The organism is Rhodopseudomonas palustris (assembly GCF_003031265.1).
Lineage (GTDB): Bacteria > Pseudomonadota > Alphaproteobacteria > Rhizobiales > Xanthobacteraceae > Rhodopseudomonas > Rhodopseudomonas palustris_H.
Genome location: NZ_CP019966.1, coordinates 1,710,574 through 1,730,818 on the forward strand (window position 1 = coordinate 1,710,574; position 20,245 = coordinate 1,730,818).

The window sequence follows — 20,245 nt, forward strand, 5'->3', positions numbered from 1 at the left end:
ATCCTTTGGTCTATCGTTTGGTCCATAAAACTGATGCCGCGCTGCAATGCAAATCCACAAATCTAATTGACACTGCGCAATTGGCAGGCAGGTCGCCGCTGTATACCCTCCCGGGCCGCAAAACCGGCCGCGTAAGGGAGAATAGAATGAGCGACCAGATCAAGTATGTGCTGGACGAGGAGAACATCCCGAAGTCCTGGTACAATCTCAACGCCGACTTCCCGACGCCGATGCCACCGGTCCTGCATCCGGGCACGCATCAGCCGGTCGGTCCGAGCGATCTGGAGCCGCTGTTTCCGATGGAGCTGATCCTCCAGGAGGTCGCGACCGAGCGCTACATCGAGATTCCCGAGCCGGTCCGCGACGTATTCCGGATGTGGCGCCCTGCGCCGCTGATCCGTGCGCGCCGCCTCGAGCAGGCGCTCGGCACCCCCGCCAAGATCTACTTCAAGTACGAAGGCGTTTCGCCGGCCGGATCGCACAAGCCGAACACCGCGGTGCCGCAGGCCTGGTACAACAAGCAGGTCGGCATCAAGAAGCTGTCGACCGAGACTGGTGCCGGGCAGTGGGGCTCGTCGCTGGCGTTCGCCGGCTCGCTGTTCGGGCTCGACGTCCTCGTCTTCCAGGTCCGCGTGTCGTACGACCAGAAGCCGTATCGCCGCGCGCTGATGGAGACCTACGGTGCCCGCTGCATCGCGTCGCCGTCTAACGAGACCGATTCCGGCCGCGCCATCCTTGAGAAGAATCCGAACAGCCCCGGCTCGCTCGGCATCGCGATCTCCGAAGCGGTGGAAGTCGCCGCCAAGAACCCGGACATCAAGTACGCGCTGGGTTCGGTGCTCAATCACGTCATGCTGCACCAGACCATCATTGGCGAAGAAGCCATCAAGCAGTTCGAAATGGCGGGCGATGATCCGGACGTGGTGATCGGCTGCGCCGGCGGCGGTTCGAACTTCGCCGGCCTTGCCTTCCCGTTCCTCGGCCTGCAGCTCCGCGGCGGCCGCAAGCGGCGCATCATCGCGGTCGAACCGGCGGCATGCCCGACCCTGACCCGCGGCACTTATGCTTACGACTTCGGCGACACCGCGCATCTCACCCCGCTGGTGAAGATGCACACGCTCGGCTCGACCTTCATGCCGCCGGGCTTCCACGCCGGCGGCCTGCGCTATCACGGCATGAGCGGGATGGTGTCGCACGCCTACGAACTCGGCCTGATCGAAGCGCGTGCTTACAAGCAGGTCGGCTGCTTCGAAGCCGGCGTGCAGTTCGCTCGCACCGAAGGCATCGTGCCGGCGCCGGAATCCACCCATGCGGTGCGCTGCGCGATCGACGAGGCGCTGCGCTGCAAGGAGGAGGGCAAGTCGGAAACGATTCTGTTCAACCTCTCCGGCCACGGCCACTTCGACATGCAGGCCTACATCAACTACTTCGAAGGCAAGCTGGTCGATCAGGACTACGACGAAGCCGACCTCGCCACCGCGCTGGCCGGCCTGCCGGCGGTCGCGGCATAGCTCTGAAGCCAACCACAAGGTACTGACCCAACCTCTCCCCGCCCTGCGCGGGGAGAGGCCCGATTGCGAGGCACCGAGTGAGGGGCGTAACACGGCTTCATCCGCAGTCGATCTCTCGGGTCGGCACAGCCCCCCTCCCAGCACGACGTCGACCGCGGTAGATTCCGCCTCATCCCCCCCCCTCGCAGAGCGCGGCGAAGGAGCCTGCCCGGACTAGGGCGAAGGCTGCGCCCGAGTTTGAAGGGAAACACCGCAGAAGTTGCAGAATCAGCTAGGTTCTCCAACGGGTGCATTTGCGTCACTATTGGGGGGCGGTATGCCCAACGTCTTTTTTTCCTATTCGCACGCCGACGAAGCATTGCGCGACCAGATCGAGACGCAACTTGCGCTTCTCAAGCGCCAAGGAATCATCGACGTTTGGCATGATCGACGTATTGGTGCGGGACGAGAGTTCGCGCGAGAGATTGATCAGCACGTCGAAAGCGACGAGATCATCCTCCTTCTCGTCAGCGCTGATTTCCTTGCGTCCGACTATTGCTATGAAAAGGAAATGCTCCGCGCGTTGACGCGGCATGATGCTGGCGACGCCGTCGTGATTCCCGTTATTCTCCGCGCCTGCGATTGGCACGGTGCGCCCTTCGGAAAACTAAACGCTGTTCCCCGTGATGGAAAGCCCATCACGCAATTCGCCGATCGTGACGCCGCCATGTTTGAAGTGGTAAGGGCGGTCCGCTCCGTGGCTGAGCGTTTGGGCTCTGTCGCTTCGCCCAAGAAATCTGAGCAAGATGTCGCACGTTCGAGCGTGCAGGGTATGCCTGCGCCGCGAAGCAGCAATCTGCGGTTGGCCAAAACGTTCAACGACAAAGACAAAGACGAGTTTCGCACGGAAGGCTTCGAGTATCTCTCGCGCTTTTTTGAGAACTCCATAGCAGAACTCTCCAAACGCAATCCTGGCATTGAGGCGACCTTTCGGAAGATCGACGCAAACCGCTTCGTCGCGAAGGCCTACAGGAACGGGCGATCAGCGACCTCTTGCACTGTCTTCATGGGGGGGATGATGGGCAATGGCATCTCCTATCTTGCCAGAGAGACAACTGAGAGCAATTCGCACAATGAAATGTTGACGGTGGAGGCCGACGACCAAGCGCTTTACTTTCAGTCGTTCGGCATGACGATGGGACGTGGTGACAGACAGAAATTTAGCTATGAAGGGGCGGCCGAGCTTTACTGGAGCATGTTCATTGAGCCCCTTCAGCAAGGGAAACAATGATGCTCGCTGCGTCTGAGTTTGTTGTCGGCTGTTTGGCGGACGCAAGCGAGTTATGCCTCGTTATCCCGAGAACGCAATACGAGTCCCTCCTTCTCGTCAGCGCAGGAACGGCAATCGTGCTACAAGGTGACCATGAGTTTGTTTGTTTTCCGTCTGGGGGCAATGAATCATGGAAGGGTGTGATTGTTCCTGGAGTAAAAATCGAAGTTGATGAAACCGCGATGTTCGATGCGGAAAATTGGCGCCTGCCGCCTGGAGCGATGGTGCGTAGGGGGGCAGAGTTGGTGATCGTGGCACGAGATGACCGAGGATTCTCTCGCGTAACTCAATGTCCAATTGTCAACGGCTTGCCGCGATGTCGCGATAACTTCGCAGCTGGGTTTGCACGATGGCAGGTGGTTATTGGCCGCGGTGAAGAAAGGCGCATACTGAAGGTAGTAGATATTTCGAGGTCCGCCTGATCGAAGCGCGCGCCTACAAGCAGGTCGGCTGCTTCGAAGCCGGTGTGCAGTTCGCCCGCACCGAAGGCATCGTGCCGGCGCCGGAATCGACCCACGCGGTGCGCTGCGCGATCGACGAGGCGCTGCGCTGCAAGGATGAGGGCAAGTCGGAAACGATCCTGTTCAACCTCTCCGGCCACGGCCACTTCGACATGCAGGCCTACATCAACTACTTCGAAGGCAAGCTGGTCGATCAGGACTACGACGAAGCCGACCTCGCCACCGCGCTGGCCGGCCTGCCGGCGGTCGCGGCCTGAGCAGCCCGGGGCGGACTCCTCGGACGCCCCATCCAAGAACGACGTCATGCCCGGGCTTGGCCCGGGCATCGACGTTTTCGGGCACGGTGCCCGCGGCCGTGGATGGCCGGGACGAGCCCGGCCATGACGGGTGGGGCAAGATCCTGTGCCAGATCAACGGGTTCGCGGCGATCGCCGGCACCGAGCGCCATCCCCAGGCGTGCAGAAAAGCCTTTCCCCTTTGGGCCGTTCTTTCTACATAACAGCGGTCCGCGCCGGCCCCTCCGGCGTGCCGAGGAATGCTGCCCTATGTCCGCTCCCGAGCCGAAGATCACCCCGGAACTGATCGCCAGCCATGGCCTCAAGCCGGATGAATATCAGCGCATTCTCGATCTGATCGGGCGCGAGCCGACCTTCACCGAGCTCGGCATCTTCTCGGCGATGTGGAACGAGCACTGCTCGTACAAGTCGTCGCGCATCCATTTGCGCGGGCTGCCCACCAAGGCGCCGTGGGTGCTGCAGGGCCCGGGTGAAAACGCCGGCGTGATCGACATCGGCGACAATCAGGCGGTGGTCTTCAAGATGGAGAGCCACAACCATCCGAGCTACATCGAGCCGTATCAGGGCGCGACCACCGGCGTCGGCGGCATCCTGCGCGACGTCTTCACCATGGGGGCACGGCCGATCGCCTGCCTCAATGCGCTGTCGTTCGGCGATCCGAGCCATCCGAAGACCCGGCACTTGGTGTCCGGCGTGGTTGCCGGTGTCGGCGGCTATGGCAACTCGTTCGGCGTGCCGACCGTCGGCGGCCAGACCCGGTTCCACACCCGCTACGACGGCAACATCCTGGTCAACGCCATGGCGGTCGGCCTCGCGGATGCCGACAAGATCTTCCTCGCTGCGGCGAGCGGCGTCGGTATGCCGATCGTCTATCTCGGCTCCAAGACCGGCCGCGACGGCATGGGCGGCGCCACCATGGCGTCAGCCGAGTTCGACGAGGGCTCGGAGGAGAAGCGCCCGACCGTGCAGGTCGGCGATCCCTTCGCCGAGAAGCTGCTGCTCGAGGCCTGTCTGGAGATCATGGCCAAGGACTGCGTCATCGCCATCCAGGACATGGGGGCGGCCGGCCTGACCTGCTCGGCAGTCGAGATGGGCGCCAAGGGCGACCTCGGCGTCGAGCTCGACCTCGACGCGGTGCCGACCCGCGAGACCGGCATGACCGCCTACGAGATGATGCTCTCCGAAAGCCAAGAGCGCATGCTCATGGTGCTGAAGCCGGAGAAGGAAAAGGAAGCCGAAGAGATCTTCAAGAAGTGGGGCCTCGACTTCGCGATCGTCGGCTACACCACGCCGACCAAGCGCTTCGTGGTCAAGCATGGCGGGCAGGTGAAGGCCGACCTGCCGATCAAGGAGCTCGGCGACGAGGCGCCGCTTTACGATCGTCCGTGGGTGGAGTCGCCGAAGCTGCCGGTGATCCACGCCCGCGATATCAACGCGCCGATGGGCGCGGCCGAGGCGCTGGAGAAGCTGCTGGCGACGCCGGATCTGTGCAGCAAGCGCTGGGTGTGGGAGCAGTACGACCACGTTATCGGCGGCAACACCGTGCAACGCCCCGGTGGCGACGCCGCGGTGGTGCGCATTGAGGACGGCCCGAAGGGCCTCGCGCTCACCGTCGACGTCACGCCGCGTTACTGCGAGGCCGATCCGTTCGAAGGCGGCAAGCAGGCGGTGGCCGAAGCTTATCGCAACATCACTGCGGTCGGCGGCAAGCCGCTGGCGATCACCGACAACCTGAACTTCGGCAATCCGGAGCGGCCCGAGATCATGGGCCAGCTGGTTGGTTGCCTGAAGGGCATCTCGGAAGCCTGCATCGCGCTCGACTCGCCGATCGTCTCCGGCAACGTCTCGCTCTACAACGAGACCTCGGGCCGGGGCATCCTGCCGACCCCGTCGATCGGCGGCGTCGGCGTGCTCGACGACTTCACCAAGTCGGCGACGCTTGCGTTCAAGGCTGAAGGCGAGGCGATCCTGCTGATCGGCGAGACCAAGGGCTGGCTCGGCCAGTCGGTGTACTTGCGCGACATCTGCGGCCGTGAAGAAGGCGCGCCGCCGCCGGTCGATCTCGCAGTCGAGAAGCGCCACGGCGACGTGGTGCGCGGGATGATCCACGCCGGCACCGCGACCGCCGTGCACGACCTGTCCGACGGCGGCCTCCTGGTCGCGCTCGCCGAGATGGCGATCGCCGGCAACATCGGCGCCGCGCTCGACGCGCCGCCGGCCGAGATCGTATCGCACGCCTGGTGGTTCGGTGAGGACCAGGCGCGCTATCTGGTCACGGTGAAGGAAGCCGACCTGCTCGCGGTGAAGACCAAGCTGAAGACGATCGGCGTGCCCTGCGCCCAGATCGGCGTCACCGGCGGCCACGCGCTGAAGATCGAAGGCGAACGCACCGTCGACATCAAGGCGCTGCGTCACGCCCACGAGCATTGGCTGCCGGACTACATGGCGGGGAAGGCGTAGTTGCCTTAGGTCTCTCCATCGTCATTCCGGGATGCGCTGCGTAGCAGCGCAGGCCCGGAATCCATAGCCCCTGGACTCGCGGATGAGCACGGCGGATGACGCCGTACGCGAGCAACAGATTCGGTGGTTATGGATTCCGGGCTCGCGAGCTGCGCTCGCGCCCCGGAATGACGGAAGAGGGGCCTCACAGCACCCGATATGCGCCCGGAATCTTCCGCAAGAGATACGTCGTGGCCCAGCTCAGCAGCAGGCCGAGGGTGAACACGATGGCGGCTTTGACGATCGCCGGCAGGTCGTAGTCGTACAGCCAGTACTGCAGCCACAGCATGTAGGCGTAGTGCACCAGGAAGATGCCGTAGGCGTCGTGCTGCAACGGATCGAGCAGGCTCCAGCCGCCGCGGCGGAAGCGTAAGAATACTGCGAGGATCGCAAAGATGATCGCGGCGCTGAACGCGGTGAGGGCTACGCTGTAGCTCGCCTCGTACCACATCGGCAGATCGTCGGGATTGTCGAGGATTCCGCGCTTGATGCCGATTAGGCCCCACATCCCGAGATACGGCACCAGCGCCACCAGCAGCCAGATCCACCATTGCTGCGCCAGCTTGCCGCCGGCACCGAGCACGCTCTGCTCGGGATGGCAGGCGCCGATGCCGGCGCCGATAAAGAAGTAGGCAGTGTACAGCAGCACGCGGCTGGCCTGCACCGCGAACGGTCCCCATTCGAACCAATAGGTCGAGGTGTAGTACAGCCGCGACGGCACGTAGAGGATCGCGGTGACGACGAACACGGCGCCGATGAACAGCGCCGGCGACTTATAGCCGAGCTTGGCCAGATGATTGATCGGATCGAGCGAATGCCGCGAAATCCGGTACAGCCCGCCGCCGATCACGCTGAAGATGAACAGCACCCACAGAAACCACAACGGTCCGCTCGGCCACGGGCCGACCGTGATCATGTTCTCGTAGAATTTGGCGAAGGTCTCGGTCGGGTCGGCGCGTAGCGCCAGCGCGTAGTAGGCGATCGGGATCACGGTGAAGGCTGCGATCACGAACGGGATGCCGAGCCGGATCAGCCGGTCGCGCGCCAGCGAGCCGAATTTCGGCCGGTGGTCGAGGCTGGGCCACAAGAACAGCCCCGACAGCATGAAGAACATCGCCATGAAGAAGCTGTCGGTGGCGAGCACGATGCAGTCGAAGCCGATGAACGACGCCGGATCGGTGTGACCGAAATAGGTGTACGGGATCACCGAATGGTGGATCAGCACCAGGATGGTCAGGAAGGTCCGGGTCCGGTCGAGGGACAGGTCGCGCACATGCGAAGCTGCGTGCGCGGTCATGCCGCCGGTGGTGGGATAGGTTACAGTCACAACAAGAGCCCCGCGCGATGCCGCCGGTCAATTACGATACTGCGCAATAGCTGAATCGCCTCTTCGGCGAATTGCTAGGGTTTGAATTCTTCGATTTGAACCTTTTGCGGATAGAACGCCAGATAGCCGGCGATCTCCGCCATCGCCGGAAACGGCTCCTCATAGCTCCACACCGCGTTGGGCTGCGGCTCGCCCCCGGCCACGATGCTGAAATAGCTGGCATCGCCCTTATAGGGGCAATGCGTGACACGCGTGGTCTTCTCCAGCAGGCTCATGTCCGCGTCTTCCCGCGGAATGTACTGCACCGGCGGATAGCTCGCCTCCTGCAGCGTCAGCGCCCGGCGGGTCTCGGCGATCACCTTGCCGTCCGCGCTGACCCGGACGCCGTTCGGATTTGCCGTGATCGTGATCGGATGATCGGGGCCGGGGAGCTTCATGGGCGGACCTCAGGGTGCGTTTCGGACCGGCGTCGCAGTCACCTCGCCGCGATGTACCGGCGTGGTGGCTTTGAAAGGGACGCACTGCCATATAGGATGGCGGTGCAAGATTGCCACCGCGCGCCCCGCGCCGGCGGCCGCGACGATCTGGAGGATGACCGAATGCCGATGGATGCCCGCGACATCGAGGCCATGATCAAGGCCGCGATTCCCGACGCGGAGGTGACGATTCGCGACCTCGCCGGTGACGGCGATCATTACGCCGCGACCGTGATTTCGGAGTCGTTCCGGGGCAAGTCGCGGGTCCAGCAGCACCAGATCGTCTATCAGTCGCTGCAGGGGCAAATGGGCGGCGTGCTGCACGCGCTCGCGCTGCAGACCGGCGTGCCGGAAGCCTGACGGCGGGCGGGCCTTTGTCCGAAGCCGGGCGGCCTTGCCGTTAGGCCGCCCAGCGTCTCGCACGATTGCCATTCGAGCTGCTGCTAGTCGAGCCGCGCAACGCGCGCGGTTGCGCGATCCATGCGCCGGCGCATTGCGTTGACGCCGTCGGACAGTTCTCCGACATGCTGATCGACCAGCGTGCCGCGGGCGATCTCCTCGATTTGGCACATCTCGTCCTCGACACGCGCCAGCGTCTGTCTCGCGCTCCCGGTCAGCGACAGCAGAACGACCCGCCGGTCTTCAGCGGATTGAGTGCGGATGAGCAGGCCGCGCTGCTCCAGCGGCCGGATCTGCGCCGAGACGAACGATCCCTTCATATTGAGCAGCGCCGCGACTTCGCCGACCGGAACGCCATCCCGGTCGGCCAGAAAGTCGACCGCCTTGATCAGCAGCCATTGCGATCCCGTCAGGCCGGCCCGGCGCCCGAGCAGTTCGGCCATCCGCAGGATCGAAAAACCGATGGCTGATACGTCCCAGACCAGACGACGTAGCAGACGATCGGCATGATCGATGTCGGTGGCGGTGCCGATCGTCTCGTCGGCGGCGTTGTTGTTCGTCTCGGGCATTATCCCGTCGTCCTTTCAGCAGGTGCCACGCCTTTGGTGCCCTGCGCGAAGCATCGCCTCTCCAGACAAAACGGAGCGGATGCTTCGAGTCAGGCCGGCGAGCGCTGATGCGCCCGGCACGGGTGGCGAAATTTCTTCGGCATTTGGCGGGCGTAGCGGTGTCGCGGCGCCCGGACTCGTCGTCGGTCAGACGGCCTGTTTGGGCGGGGGCGTATCGGGACTTGCCCGCAGCGCGATCGCCGGCGAAGCCCAGGCAAAGGCGGCCTTTTGTCTGTCGGGCGATGGGCGTCCGACCAAGGAGGCCGGCATGACGGCAGATGAACACGAGGGGCAGCGATCGCAGACCGAGATGGTCGGGGCGTCGGTGCTGTCATCGACAGAACGCGTGCTGAACACGGCGGTCGCCGCTACCTCTGTCGGATGGAGGCAGACGATCTGATGCAGCAGGCCTGAGACGAGATAAAGCGAGATCACCACGATCAACGACAGGCGACGGCGCGGCTGTGCCGTGTCGGTCGAAAGCCATCGCATGAATCCGCTTCTCATGCGGGATCGCATAACAAATCTGTCACAATCCGCAAAGGCGGGGCGAACGCATGGGCACGGTCCGCTGCGCGGCGCGACGTTAACGAAGGCTTTACAGCCGCGCAGCACCGTGTCGGCGGGTGGGACAGATGTCGAACTGGCGGGACGAAAAGGCGAAGGCCAATGCTCTGGCGCTGGCGCGGCTGACCAAGCGCTTGCCGGAGGTCTTCCCGCAGGCCGTGCTGGTCCATGCCAAAGCCCGCGCCTATGTGCCCTCGACCCTGAGAGTTGCCGTCGACTCGTATTGGCGGGCGCATCCGCTGCGGGCGGAGCGGCTGGCGCGTGTGCTCGCCGCCCGCAGCGGCACCCCCGCCGGCTGGGAGTGGCACGTCGGCGATCCCGAGGCTGGACTGCCGGCGACGTTTCGAACCCCGCCTGCGCCATATCGGGAGACAGCGCACCAGCGCGGCGCCGGCTTCTGCTGCGTCTGCGGCCAGCCGGTGTACCGGTTCGGCTGGCACGCCGATCTGTGGGACGCCGGCATCAACAAGAATGCGACCTGGCACAGCGCCTGCGTCACGGCCTGGCAGTTCTGGAATGCGCCGAGCGGCCAGACCAAGCTGTTGCGGCGGCTGCAAGGCCGCCGTTGCCGCGAGACCAATCGGCGGCTGTGGCGGACTGCTGAAGTCGATCACCTCGTGCCGCTTTTTCAGGTGTGGCGGCAGCACCGCGATCGCGCATGGCCGGAGCTGCTCGGTTATTGGGGGCTGCCGAACCTGCAGGTGATCAATCGCGAGGTCCACGTCGCCAAATGCGCCGCCGAAGCACGCGGCCGGCGCACCGCGCGGATCGCCGCCGCAGAGGACGCTGCGGTTTAGTCAGGCGACCGACGAGACGTGGCTATCAGTTCGCTTCGATCGCATGCACCGAGAACATCGCGTCCGGATCGGTCCAGCACCGCGCCGGAGTCCAGCCGGCCTGCTGCGCCAGCGCGCGAAACCGCTCCAGGCTGTATTTGTAGCTGTTCTCGGTGTGAATGGTCTCGCCGTCGCGGAAGCTGATGCGTTCGCCGAACAGATGCACGGTCTGGTCGCGCAGGCTGACCAGGTGCATCTCGATGCGGTGCTGATCGCGGTTGTAGATCGCGCGGTGCGCGAAGGCGGGCAGATCGAAATCGGCGCCGAGTTCGCGGTTGATGCGGATCAGCAGGTTGAGATTGAACCTGGCGGTGACGCCGGCGGCATCGTCATAGGCCGGCACCAGGACGCGCTCGTCTTTCTCCAGATCCACACCGATGATCATCCGGGCGCCGCGGCCGAGTATGTCGCGGGCGCTCTCCAGGAATCGCCGCGCCTCTTGCGGCTCGAAGTTGCCGATCGTCGAGCCGGGGAAGAACCCAACCTTCGGCAGGTCGCGGACTGCAGGCGGCAGCGCGAACGGCTTGGTGAAGTCGGCGGCGAGCGGATGCACCGCGAGCTGCGGGAAGTCCCGCTGCAACGCTTCGGCCTGGGTGATGATGAAATCGCCGGAGATGTCGACCGGCACATAGGCTGCGACCTGGTGGGCGGCGAGCAGCAGGCGGATCTTGGTGGTGGCCCCGGCGCCGAATTCGACGATCGCCGCGTCCGGTTGAATAAAGGCTGCGATCTCGGCGGCGCGGTCCCGCAAAATGCCGAGCTCGGTGCGGGTCGGATAGTATTCCGGCAGGCGGGTGATCTCGACGAACAGCTCGGAGCCGGCGTCGTCGTAAAAGTATTTCGGCGACAGCTCTTTCTGCGGTCTCGTCAGCCCATCCAGCACGTCGCGCGCAAACGCAGCCGTATTGGAATCGAGCCGATGCGCTTGCGTCTGCACAGCGACGTGCACGTTCATAGGCGATCCTCCGGCTGCGCGCTTGGCGCATTTAGATTTTCAAATCAGGCGCCGTAGTCGGCGAGCCGCAGGCCTGTGAACTGCCAGCGGTGATGCGGATAGAAGAAATTGCGATAGGTGACGCGGCTGTGGCCCTCCGGCGTCGCGCAGGACGAGCCGCGCAGCACCAGCTGATTGACCATGAACTTGCCGTTGTATTCGCCGAGCGCGCCTTCAATCGCCTTGTAGCCCGGGTAGGGCGCGTAGGCGCTGCGGGACCATTGCCAGACGGTGCCGAAGGCGTCGGGAAGCTGACCGGCGCGCGCCGCGACTTCCCATTCCATTTCGGTCGGCAGGTGCTTGCCGGCCCAGCGCGCGAAAGCGTCGGCCTCGTAGTAGCTGATGTGGCAGACCGGGGCGGCGGGATCGATGCTCTGCAGGCCGCCGAGCGTCATGATCTTCCATTCGCCGTCGACCTGCCGCCAATGCCCCGGGGCTTCCCAGCCTTCGCGCTCGGCGCAGGCGAAGCCGTCCATCAGCCACAGAGTGGCGGTGCGATAGCCGCCATCGGCCATGAACTGCAGCCACTCGGCATTGCTGACGAGGCGGCGTGCAAGCCGCACCGGTCCCACCAGCGCGCGGTGCACCGGTTTTTCGTTGTCGAAATGGAAGCTGTCGCCGGCGTGGCCGATCGGGTGGATGCCTTCGGGCAGCGTCACCCAGTCCTCACCACGATGGTCCGTTGTCGGCAGGCGCCACGCCGGGTCGTAGGCCGGCGGGATCGGATTCTGCGCGAAAGCATGGAGGATGTCGGTGAGCAGCAATTCCTGATGCTGCTGCTCGTGATTGAGCCCGACCTCGATCAGCGGAGCGATCTCTTCGAGCTTGGCAGCGTCTGCGGTCGCGAACCAGCTCTGCATCGCCTCGTCGACGTGGCAGCGATACGCCGCGACCTCGGCGACGCCGGGACGGGTGAGAAGGCCGCGCGCGGCGCGGGTATGCCGGGGCCCGGCCGAGACGTAATAGGAGTTGAACAGGAATGCGTAGTCGGGGTGGAACAGCTGATAGCCCGGACAATGCGGGCCGAGCAGGAACTGCTCGAAGAACCAAGTGGTGTGGGCCCGATGCCATTTCGCCGGGCTCGCATCCGGCATCGATTGCACCACCTGATCTTCCGGCGACAGCGGTGCCGCGCGCCGCTCGGTCTCATCGCGCACGGTACGATAGGCGTGGGCCAGCTGAGCGGCCAGATCGCGGGCGGAGACGGACGATGTGGAAGATTCGGCTGCAGAGCTTGCGGCGGAGGACAAAATCGTCACGAGCATCTCCGGTTTGGTGGAAAACGCTGCTGTTGGGAATGAGTTCCAGATCAGATAGGCGCTGGCGACCCGGATGAAAGGCCGGCGGCGTACCGGCGAGGATTTTACCGACGGTCGCGCCGCCGCTCGGGTTCGGCATCGGGCCGCCGAAAAAGGGCAGCGAAGTCAACGCGACAGCCGGGCTCAATCGGTTTTGACTTGGGCTATCCGGAGGTTTCAGGATACATATATGACCGTTCGACCCGGCCGCTGGTGGTCAGCCGGCCGCGCCGCAAAAGGATTCGCCATGAGCATCGAGCAATTCATCGACAACGAAGTGAAGGCCAACGACGTCGTGCTGTTCATGAAGGGCACGCCGCAGTTTCCGCAGTGTGGCTTCTCCGGTCAGGTGGTGCAGATCCTCGATCACATCGGCATTCCGTATAAGGGCCACAACGTGCTCGAGAACGCCGAACTGCGCGACGGCATCAAGGTCTATTCGAACTGGCCGACCATTCCGCAGCTTTACGTGAAGGGCGAATTCGTTGGCGGCTGCGACATCGTGCGCGAAATGTTCCAGGCCGGCGAACTGCAGAAGCTGTTCACCGACAAGGGCATCAAGGCCGCCGCCTGAGCCCCTTCGTTCGCCAGATCGGCACGGCGACCTGTGAGGTCGTCGTCGCCGACATCACCACGCTCGCCGTCGACGCGATCGTCAACGCCGCCAATTCGTCGTTGCTCGGCGGCGGCGGCGTCGATGGCGCAATCCATCGTGCGGCCGGTCCTGAGCTGCTCGCCGAATGTGAAACGCTCGGCGGCTGCGCCACCGGCGATGCCAAGATCACCCGCGGCTACCGTTTGCCTGCGCGCCATGTGATCCACGCCGTCGGCCCGATCTGGCACGGCGGCGGCTATGGCGAAGATGCCGCGCTCGCCTCCTGTTACGCCCGCGCCCTGCAGCTCGCGAACGAGCATGCGCTGAGCTCGATTGCGTTCTCGGCGATCTCGACCGGCGTTTACGGTTTCCCGCTGGAGCGAGCGGCGCCGATTGCGGTTAAGACCACCCTGGATGCGCTGCGCTCGACCACTTCAGTGACCCGAGCGGTGTTCTGTTGCTTCTCGCCCGCGAGTGCCGAGTTGCACCGCGCGGCGCTAGCGGAAGCGGCCCCTTGAAACCGCTCCACGCGCCGCTACCATCACATCTACGAAAAAGAACTTAGGAGGATACGAGAATGCTGCATCGCGCTGCGCGATGGTTGATGGCAGGAGCGCTGGCCGTAATGGCCGCGAGCCCGGCGATCGCCGAGACCACCTTCGACCTGCCGCCGAGCGTGCAGTTCTCCGACAAGAAACTCGAACGCATCGACGAGTTCTTCAACAAGATCATCGCCGAAGGCAAGATTCCCGGCGCGATCGTGTATATCGAGCGCCACGGCAAGCCGGTCTATCACAAGTACTTCGGCGTTCGCGACGTCGCCACCAAAGAGCCGATGACCGACGACACCATCTTCCGGCTGGCGTCGCTGACCAAGCCGTTCACGGCATTCGCGGTGATGACGCTGGTCCAGGACGGCAAGATCAAGCTCGACGATCCGGTGTCGAAATACATCCCGGCATTCGCCGACACCAAGGTCGGCGTCGAGAAGAAGCGCGAGGACGGCGAGAAGTATCTCGATTTCGTCGCACCGAAGCGGCCGATCCTGATCAGCGATCTGTTGCTGCACACATCGGGCATCACTTACGGTTTCTATGGCGACAGCCTGGTGCGCAAGGCCATCGCGGCGGCCAAAATCTACGATGGCGATCCGAGCAATGCCGAATTCGCCGAGCGGATCGCCAAGCTGCCGCTGCAGGAGCAGCCCGGCACGCTGTGGGACTACGGCAATTCCTACGAGGTGCTCGGCCGGGTGATCGAGGTCGCCTCCGGCAAGTCGTTCTATGAGTACCAGAAGGAGCGGCTGTTCGATCCGCTCGGGATGAAGGATACCCGCTATTATCTGACCACCGAGGAACAGAAGGCGCGGATGGCGCAGCCGATGCCGAACGATGCCGACTTCCGGGTCGGGCGGCCGAGCCGGCCGGACATCGTCAAGAAATGGGAATCCGGTGGCGGCGGCCTGACCTCGACGCCGTCCGACGTGATCCGCTTCGTCCGCATGCTGCACAACAAGGGCGAGCTCGACGGCAAGCGTTATCTCAGCGAAGCCGTGTTCAAGGACATGACCACCGATCACATCGGTCCGAACTCCGGCGTCGAACGCGACTACTTCTATTTCCCGGGTGACGGGTTCGGCTACGGCTACGGCCTCGGTGTCCGCACCGATGCCGGCAACGCCAAGCCGCCGCCGCCCGGTTCGCTCGGCGAATTGAAGTGGGACGGCGCTTCGGGCTGCTACTTCGTGGTCGATCCGAAGCTCGACATGTTCTTCGTGCTGATGGAGCAGACCCCGTCGCATCGCCAGCCGATCCAGCGCGAGCTGAAGAAGCTGGTCTATGAGGCGCTGGACAACTGATGATGCGACGTCAGCCGTTGCGCGCGTAGAGCATCGGCACTGACGTATCGAGCATCGCCTCGACCACGCTGACGCCGTCCCATGCAAGGGCGCGCGTCAGCGCCGGCGCCAGCTCCTCGCTGCGCGTCACCCGAACCGCGTCGCAGCCGAGCGATTGCGCCAAAGCGGTGAAGTCGATCCCGGGCAGCTCCAGCCCGGGCACGTTCCGCACCTGCATCACCTGGCTGAACGAGCGCATTGCGCCGTAGCCGCCGTTGTTCAGCACCACCACGGTCAGCGGCAGCTTGCGCTGCGCGGCCGTCCACAGCGCCTGGATCGAGTACATCGCCGAGCCGTCGCCGATCAGGCAGACGGTGCGGCGGTTGGGATGCGCCAGCGCGAAGCCGACCGAGGCCGGCAGCGACCAACCCAGACCGCCGCTGGCCATCGTGGCGAAACTGTCCTGGCCCGGCATCGGCATTAACTTCTGCATCGCCGGACGATGCGACGGCGCCTCCTCGACCAGCATCGCGCTTTCCGGCATCGCGGCGCGCAGCGTGTGCAGCAGATACTCCACCGGCATCGGCTCGGCCGGCTGGGGTGCAGGCGGCACTGCGCGAGCCGGCGGTGCGGCCCGCTTGGTTTCCGGCAGCAGCTCCAGCAGCAGCGTGAGGGCAGGCGTCATCGTCGCGATGATGCTGGTGCCGAGCGGCGTCACGGATGCGGCTTCGGCATCGTCGGTGATCTGGAACAGCTTCGAGGCGCCCTCGAAGATCGCGGCGTGGCCTTCGACATGGAAGGTGAACACCGGCGCGCCGATCACCACGACGACGTCGTAAGCGCCGAGCGCTTCAGACAGTTGTCCCGGAGACGCGTGCAGGAAGCCGGCGAATAGCGGATGCCGCTCGGGGAAACTGCAGCGAGCCGAGAACGGCGACACCCACACCGGGGCCTTGGTGCGCTCGGCGAGCTGGACCATCAGATCGACTGCAGCGGCGCGATCGACCGCGGGCCCGACCACCAGCGCCGGCTTCTTGGCTTTGGCAAGCGTATCGGCCAGCGCCTGCATCGCTGATCGATCTGGACCGAGTTCGCGCGTGACGGCGCGTGGCGGGACTGGCGCGGCGGGCCGGGCCCAATCGTCGATCGGCACCGACACAAAGGTCGGCCCGCACGGCGGCTGCATCGCGACGTAGTAGGCACGGGCGATCGCGGCGGGCACATCCTCGGCGCGTGCCGGCTCGACGCTGTACTTCACATAAGGCCGCGGAAATTCGGAGGCGCGTTCGGCGCCGAGGAAGGCCTGCAGCGGCAGCAGGCTGCGCGCCTGCTGGCCGGCGGTGATCACCAGCGGCGTCTGGTTCTTGAACGCGGTGTAGATGTTGCCGAGCGCGTTGCCGACGCCGGCCGCCGAATGCAGATTGACGAAGCCGGCGTTGCGCGTCGCCTGCGCGTAGCCGTCGGCCATCGCCACCGCCGAGGCTTCCTGCAGCGCCAGCACGTAGTCGATGTCGTCCGGCCAGTCGCTGAGGAACGGCAGTTCGGTCGAGCCGGGATTGCCGAACACCTTGTCGATCTTGAAGGCGCGGAGCAGGTCGAGCGTGGCGGATTTGACGGTGGTGACGACAGCGCTCGGCTGCTTGGATTTGTTCGCGGGCAAGGGCGATTTCCTCGGGCGGCGGATGCCGGTGTTGTTGTTTGCACCGATCAAATCCGCAGGCGGCGAGGGGAGTCAACACGGATCACGCGTCATTCCGCGGCGCAGAGCGCACGAACATCGCACAGTCATTCCGGGGCGCGAGCGAAAGCTCGCGAACCCGGAATCCAGAGGTTAGAGCAGGAATGCGGCAGAACAGCTCGCGATTCCGGGTTCGCTCACTTCGTGAGCGCCCCGGAATGACGTGCATGTTGCAAGAGCTACCAGGTCGCCGTGGCCTTCATGGTCGGCACGCCGTCGGCGTTGGCGGTCCACAGGTCGAGGCCGGCTGCGGTCTCGTTGGCGTTGACGCTGAAGTCGGGGCCGTCGAAAAGCGGCTGCACGCCGCGATAGCTGAAGGTCTTCGGCACGCTGCCTTTGAGTTTGGCGGCGAATTCGACCAGCAGCGCGGCCTGCATCGGGCCGTGCACGATCAGGCCCGGATAACCCTCGACCTTGGTGACGTAGTCGCGGTCGTAGTGGATGCGGTGGCCGTTGAAGGTCAGCGCCGAATATCGGAACAGCAGCACCGGATCGGCGAGGTGGCTTTCGCGATGCTTGGCGGCCGGCGGCGCAGCCGCAGGCTTGGCCGGCGCCGCGGGAGCGGCGGACGGCGGCGGCACGTCGCGATAGACGATGTCCTGGCGGTCGCGGATCGCAACGCCCCGCGGCGTGGTGATCTCATGATTGACGGTGACGAAGCACAGCGTGCCGGTCGAGCCCTGCTTGATCGTCACGTCGCCGATCGTCGAGGTCCGGGTCACTTCGTCGCCGACCTTGAGGGCGTCGACGAACTGCAGTTCGCCGCCCGCCCACATCCGGCGCGGCAGCGGCACCGGCGGCAGGAAGCCGCCGCGGGTCGGGTGGCCGTCGGGGCCGAGCTGGTCCATCGGGTACACCGGCTGCCCGAGGCACCAGTGCACGGTGAAGGGAGCGGCATCGCCGGTCTGCGGCTTGCCGATGTCGAGGAACAACGTCGCGCGCAGCCCCTTCACGAGTTGCGGCGTGACCAGGTCGGTGGCCTGTTCGCTGCGGCCGATCCATTGCCGCAGATGATCGATGTCGAGCGCGTCGGTCATGTTGGTCCTCGCTTACTTGCGCTTGTCGCCGATGCCCGGCACCGCGCCGTAGCGGCGCTCGTCGCCGACGAAGATCGCCGCCGGTGCCGGATAGCTGACCTTGCCGTTCGGGGTGTCGACTTCGATCCGGCGCAGATGCGGATGGTGCGACAGGTCTTCCATCGCGTTGACTTCGGCGAACGCGATGTCTGCGGCGGCCAGATGTTCGAGCAGATCGTCGCGGGTCAGCGAGCCGAAGATGTCGGCCACGATCTTATCGGTGTAGGCGCGGTTCTTCACCCGCTCGACGCCGTTGCACAGCCGCGGATCGTTCGGCAGGTCGGGCTGGCGCAGCACGTCCGAGCACAGCTTCTTCCACTCGCGCTCGCTCTGGATCGAGATCAGGATGTCCTTGCCGTCCTTGCTGGTGAACACGCCATAAGGCGCGATCGACGGATGGGCGAGGCCGAGACGCTTGGGCGGATTGCCTGCCTCGGCGTTGAGCAGCGGCACGGTCAGCCAGTCGGCCATCACGTCGAACATCGAGATCCGGATGTCGGCACCCTGGCCGGTACGGCCGCGGCCGATCAGCGCCTCGAGGATCGCCGCGTGCGCTGTGGCGCCGGTGGCGACGTCGACGATTGACATGCCGACGCGGGAGGCGCTTTCCGGGCCGCCCGTGATCGACGCGAGACCGCTTTCGGCTTGGATCAACAGGTCATAGGCCTTGCGATGGGCGTAGGGGCCCTCGTCACCGTAACCGGAGATCGTGCAGATGATCAGCTTCGGATAGTCTTTGCGCAGCCGCTCGCGGGCAAAGCCGAGCTTGTCCATCGAGCCGGGCTTGAGGTTCTGCAGCAAGACGTCGGCCGAGGCGATCAGCTTTTCCAGCTCCGCGCGGCCTTCCTTGGTCGCGAGGTCGACCACCGCGGATTCCTTGCCGCGGTTGAGCCAGACGAAGTAGCTGCTCTGGCCCTTGGCGGCGGCGTCGTAGCCGCGGGCGAAATCGCCTTCGGGCCGTTCGATCTTGATGACGTGTGCGCCGGCATCGGCGAGCCGCGAGCTGCAATACGGCGCGGCAACCGCCTGTTCGACGGCGATGACGGTCAGTCCTTCGAGCGGAAGCATCCAATCAATCCTGCAATGGCTACGTCATTGCGAGGAGCGAAGCGACGAAGCAATCCAGGCTCGGTGCACTCGGCTCTGGATTGCTTCGCTTCGCTCGCAATGACGAAGGAGACGGTTCAAGCGGGGCAGCGGTTTGCTGCCCGCGCCCTCAGTACGACCGCGGCATCCCGAGCACGTGCTCGGCGAGATGCGACAGGATCAGGTTGGTCGAGATCGGAGCCACCTGATACAGCCGGGTTTCGCGGAACTTGCGCTCGACGTCGTATTCCTCGGCGAAGCCGAAACCGCCGTGGGTCTGGATGCAGGCGTTGGCCGCCTCGAACGATGCGTCGGCCGCGAGCATTTTGGCCATGTTGGCCTCGGCGCCGCAATCCATGCCGGCTTCGTACTTGCGGGTGGCTTCCTTCACCATCAGCTCGGCCGCGCGCATGTTGGCGTAGGCCTTGGCGATCGGGAACTGGATGCCCTGGTTCTGGCCGATCGGTCGGCCGAACACGGTGCGGTCCTTGGCGTAGGCGCTGGCCTTGGCGATGAACCACTTGGCGTCGCCGACGCACTCCGAGGCGATCAGGATGCGCTCGGCATTCATGCCGGAGAGGATGTAGCGGAAGCCCTTGCCCTCTTCGCCGATCAGGTTCTCCTTCGGCACTTTCATGTCGGTGAAGAACACTTCGGTGGTGGCGTGGTTCATCATGGTGCGGATCGGGCGGATCTCGAGGCCATGGCCGCGCGCTTCGCGCATGTCGACCAGGAACACCGAGAGACCCTCGGTCTTCTTGGTCACCTGATCCTTCGGCGTGGTGCGCGCGAGCAGGATCATCAGGTCGGAATACTCCGCCCGGCTGGTCCAGATCTTCTGGCCATTGACGATGTAGTCGCCGTTCGTGTCCTTCTTGGCGAAGGTCTTCAGCGAGGTGGTGTCGGTGCCCGAGGTCGGCTCGGTGACGCCGAACGCCTGCAGGCGGAGTTCACCGCTGGCGATCTTCGGCAGCCACTTGGCCTTCTGCTCGTCGCTGCCGTGCCGCAGCAGGGTGCCCATGGTGTACATCTGGGCGTGGCAACCGCCGCCGTTGCAGCCGGCGCGCTGGATCTCTTCCAGGATCGCCGCCGCGGCCGACAGCTTCAGGCCGGCGCCGCCGTATTCCTCGGGGATCAGAACGGAGAGGTAACCGGCCTCCGTCAGGGCGTCGACGAACGCCTTGGGATAGGCCATTTCGCGGTCGAGTTTGCGCCAGTACTCGCCGGGAAACTGCGCACACAGTTTGGCGACGGCGTCGCGGATGTCGTGGTATTCGTCCTGCTCCGCGGCATGGTGTTTCATCGGCTGCGTCTTCTTGTTGGTTTTGGGGG

General features: G+C 64.8%; 19 protein-coding genes. 9 read left to right on the forward strand and 10 right to left on the reverse strand.

The window, feature by feature from the left end; translation table 11 throughout:
* Nucleotides 1-146 precede the first annotated feature (146 nt).
* The 4 genes from RPPS3_RS07950 to purL all read left to right on the forward strand — a co-directional run bounded on the left by RPPS3_RS07950 (nt 147) and on the right by purL (nt 6,037).
* A complete protein-coding gene (locus tag RPPS3_RS07950) occupies nt 147-1,511 on the forward strand; it encodes a TrpB-like pyridoxal phosphate-dependent enzyme (RefSeq protein WP_107343595.1) in 1,365 nt (454 codons plus the stop codon).
* A gap of 316 nt (nt 1,512-1,827) precedes the next feature.
* Entirely contained in the window at nt 1,828-2,781 is a 954-nt protein-coding gene (locus RPPS3_RS07955; RefSeq protein WP_107343596.1) for a toll/interleukin-1 receptor domain-containing protein, read from the forward strand.
* 505 nt (nt 2,782-3,286) lie between these two features.
* Entirely contained in the window at nt 3,287-3,538 is a 252-nt protein-coding gene (locus RPPS3_RS07960; protein ID WP_234820137.1) for a hypothetical protein, read from the forward strand.
* Between the two features lie 288 nt (nt 3,539-3,826).
* Nucleotides 3,827-6,037, forward strand: coding sequence for a phosphoribosylformylglycinamidine synthase subunit PurL (gene purL, locus RPPS3_RS07965; RefSeq protein WP_107343597.1), 2,211 nt, complete (start codon nt 3,827-3,829; stop codon nt 6,035-6,037).
* 184 nt (nt 6,038-6,221) lie between these two features.
* On the opposite strand, the gene RPPS3_RS07970 is transcribed toward purL, so the two are convergent.
* On the reverse strand, nt 6,222-7,403 hold the full coding sequence (locus tag RPPS3_RS07970; protein WP_107343598.1) for an acyltransferase family protein: 1,182 nt from the start codon (nt 7,401-7,403) through the stop codon (nt 6,222-6,224).
* A gap of 74 nt (nt 7,404-7,477) precedes the next feature.
* Nucleotides 7,478-7,840: a DUF427 domain-containing protein gene (locus RPPS3_RS07975; RefSeq protein ID WP_107343599.1), complete on the reverse strand. Its 363-nt coding sequence runs from the start codon at nt 7,838-7,840 to the stop codon at nt 7,478-7,480.
* A gap of 162 nt (nt 7,841-8,002) precedes the next feature.
* Here RPPS3_RS07975 and RPPS3_RS07980 point away from each other — a divergent pair, with 162 nt between their 5' ends.
* The gene (locus RPPS3_RS07980) at nt 8,003-8,239 is read left to right on the forward strand and encodes a BolA family protein (RefSeq protein WP_107346500.1); all 237 of its coding nucleotides are present in this window, start codon (nt 8,003-8,005) and stop codon (nt 8,237-8,239) included.
* An 83-nt stretch (nt 8,240-8,322) separates the two neighbouring features.
* On the opposite strand, the gene RPPS3_RS07985 is transcribed toward RPPS3_RS07980, so the two are convergent.
* Together RPPS3_RS07985 and RPPS3_RS24455 are read right to left on the reverse strand one after the other, a co-directional pair.
* Nucleotides 8,323-8,847, reverse strand: coding sequence for a MarR family winged helix-turn-helix transcriptional regulator (locus tag RPPS3_RS07985; RefSeq protein ID WP_234820139.1), 525 nt, complete (start codon nt 8,845-8,847; stop codon nt 8,323-8,325).
* A 186-nt stretch (nt 8,848-9,033) separates the two neighbouring features.
* A complete protein-coding gene (locus RPPS3_RS24455; RefSeq protein ID WP_159060655.1) occupies nt 9,034-9,393 on the reverse strand; it encodes a hypothetical protein in 360 nt (119 codons plus the stop codon).
* Nucleotides 9,394-9,521: 128 nt separating this feature from the next.
* On the opposite strand from RPPS3_RS24455, the gene RPPS3_RS07995 reads away from it, so the two are divergent.
* Nucleotides 9,522-10,250 (forward strand): hypothetical protein, encoded by a 729-nt coding sequence (locus RPPS3_RS07995; RefSeq protein WP_107343602.1) that lies wholly within the window; start codon nt 9,522-9,524, stop codon nt 10,248-10,250.
* Nucleotides 10,251-10,275: 25 nt separating this feature from the next.
* On the opposite strand, the gene egtD is transcribed toward RPPS3_RS07995, so the two are convergent.
* Nucleotides 10,276-11,244, reverse strand: a complete 969-nt coding sequence (gene egtD / locus RPPS3_RS08000; RefSeq protein ID WP_107343603.1) for an L-histidine N(alpha)-methyltransferase — start codon at nt 11,242-11,244, stop codon at nt 10,276-10,278.
* Between the two features lie 44 nt (nt 11,245-11,288).
* The gene (gene egtB, locus RPPS3_RS08005; RefSeq protein WP_107343604.1) at nt 11,289-12,548 is read right to left on the reverse strand and encodes an ergothioneine biosynthesis protein EgtB; all 1,260 of its coding nucleotides are present in this window, start codon (nt 12,546-12,548) and stop codon (nt 11,289-11,291) included.
* Nucleotides 12,549-12,828: 280 nt separating this feature from the next.
* On the opposite strand from egtB, the gene grxD reads away from it, so the two are divergent.
* From grxD to RPPS3_RS08020, 3 genes are read left to right on the forward strand one after another with little or no spacing between them, the layout of a single operon-like run.
* Complete coding sequence (gene grxD / locus RPPS3_RS08010; RefSeq protein WP_107343605.1) at nt 12,829-13,155, forward strand: Grx4 family monothiol glutaredoxin; 327 nt, start codon at nt 12,829-12,831, stop codon at nt 13,153-13,155.
* Entirely contained in the window at nt 13,152-13,694 is a 543-nt protein-coding gene (locus RPPS3_RS08015) for an O-acetyl-ADP-ribose deacetylase (protein ID WP_107343606.1), read from the forward strand. Before grxD ends, RPPS3_RS08015 begins: the two co-directional genes overlap by 4 nt.
* 59 nt (nt 13,695-13,753) lie before the next feature.
* Nucleotides 13,754-15,034, forward strand: coding sequence for a serine hydrolase domain-containing protein (locus RPPS3_RS08020; protein ID WP_107343607.1), 1,281 nt, complete (start codon nt 13,754-13,756; stop codon nt 15,032-15,034).
* A 10-nt stretch (nt 15,035-15,044) separates the two neighbouring features.
* Here the strand turns inward: RPPS3_RS08020 and mdlC are convergent, their stop codons facing one another.
* The 4 genes from mdlC to RPPS3_RS08040 all read right to left on the reverse strand — a co-directional run bounded on the left by mdlC (nt 15,045) and on the right by RPPS3_RS08040 (nt 20,216).
* On the reverse strand, nt 15,045-16,673 hold the full coding sequence (mdlC, locus tag RPPS3_RS08025; RefSeq protein WP_107346501.1) for a benzoylformate decarboxylase: 1,629 nt from the start codon (nt 16,671-16,673) through the stop codon (nt 15,045-15,047).
* A gap of 257 nt (nt 16,674-16,930) precedes the next feature.
* A complete protein-coding gene (locus RPPS3_RS08030; protein ID WP_107343608.1) occupies nt 16,931-17,788 on the reverse strand; it encodes an FAS1-like dehydratase domain-containing protein in 858 nt (285 codons plus the stop codon).
* Between the two features lie 12 nt (nt 17,789-17,800).
* Nucleotides 17,801-18,895 (reverse strand): CaiB/BaiF CoA transferase family protein, encoded by a 1,095-nt coding sequence (locus RPPS3_RS08035; protein ID WP_011157170.1) that lies wholly within the window; start codon nt 18,893-18,895, stop codon nt 17,801-17,803.
* Nucleotides 18,896-19,043: 148 nt separating this feature from the next.
* Entirely contained in the window at nt 19,044-20,216 is a 1,173-nt protein-coding gene (locus RPPS3_RS08040) for an acyl-CoA dehydrogenase family protein (protein ID WP_107343609.1), read from the reverse strand.
* Nucleotides 20,217-20,245 lie beyond the last annotated feature (29 nt).

Coding starts and splice junctions, on each gene's coding strand:
- RPPS3_RS08020 (WP_107343607.1), top strand. CDS start 13,754: ATGCTGCATCGCGCTGCGCGATGGTTGATGGCAGGAGCGCTGGCCGTA.
- RPPS3_RS07985 (WP_234820139.1), bottom strand. CDS start 8,847: ATGCCCGAGACGAACAACAACGCCGCCGACGAGACGATCGGCACCGCC.
- RPPS3_RS08040 (WP_107343609.1), bottom strand. CDS start 20,216: ATGAAACACCATGCCGCGGAGCAGGACGAATACCACGACATCCGCGAC.
- RPPS3_RS07995 (WP_107343602.1), top strand. CDS start 9,522: ATGTCGAACTGGCGGGACGAAAAGGCGAAGGCCAATGCTCTGGCGCTG.
- egtB (WP_107343604.1), bottom strand. CDS start 12,548: ATGCTCGTGACGATTTTGTCCTCCGCCGCAAGCTCTGCAGCCGAATCT.
- egtD (WP_107343603.1), bottom strand. CDS start 11,244: ATGAACGTGCACGTCGCTGTGCAGACGCAAGCGCATCGGCTCGATTCC.
- RPPS3_RS07955 (WP_107343596.1), top strand. CDS start 1,828: ATGCCCAACGTCTTTTTTTCCTATTCGCACGCCGACGAAGCATTGCGC.
- purL (WP_107343597.1), top strand. CDS start 3,827: ATGTCCGCTCCCGAGCCGAAGATCACCCCGGAACTGATCGCCAGCCAT.
- grxD (WP_107343605.1), top strand. CDS start 12,829: ATGAGCATCGAGCAATTCATCGACAACGAAGTGAAGGCCAACGACGTC.
- RPPS3_RS07980 (WP_107346500.1), top strand. CDS start 8,003: ATGCCGATGGATGCCCGCGACATCGAGGCCATGATCAAGGCCGCGATT.
- RPPS3_RS24455 (WP_159060655.1), bottom strand. CDS start 9,393: ATGAGAAGCGGATTCATGCGATGGCTTTCGACCGACACGGCACAGCCG.
- RPPS3_RS08030 (WP_107343608.1), bottom strand. CDS start 17,788: ATGACCGACGCGCTCGACATCGATCATCTGCGGCAATGGATCGGCCGC.
- RPPS3_RS08035 (WP_011157170.1), bottom strand. CDS start 18,895: ATGCTTCCGCTCGAAGGACTGACCGTCATCGCCGTCGAACAGGCGGTT.
- RPPS3_RS07950 (WP_107343595.1), top strand. CDS start 147: ATGAGCGACCAGATCAAGTATGTGCTGGACGAGGAGAACATCCCGAAG.
- RPPS3_RS07975 (WP_107343599.1), bottom strand. CDS start 7,840: ATGAAGCTCCCCGGCCCCGATCATCCGATCACGATCACGGCAAATCCG.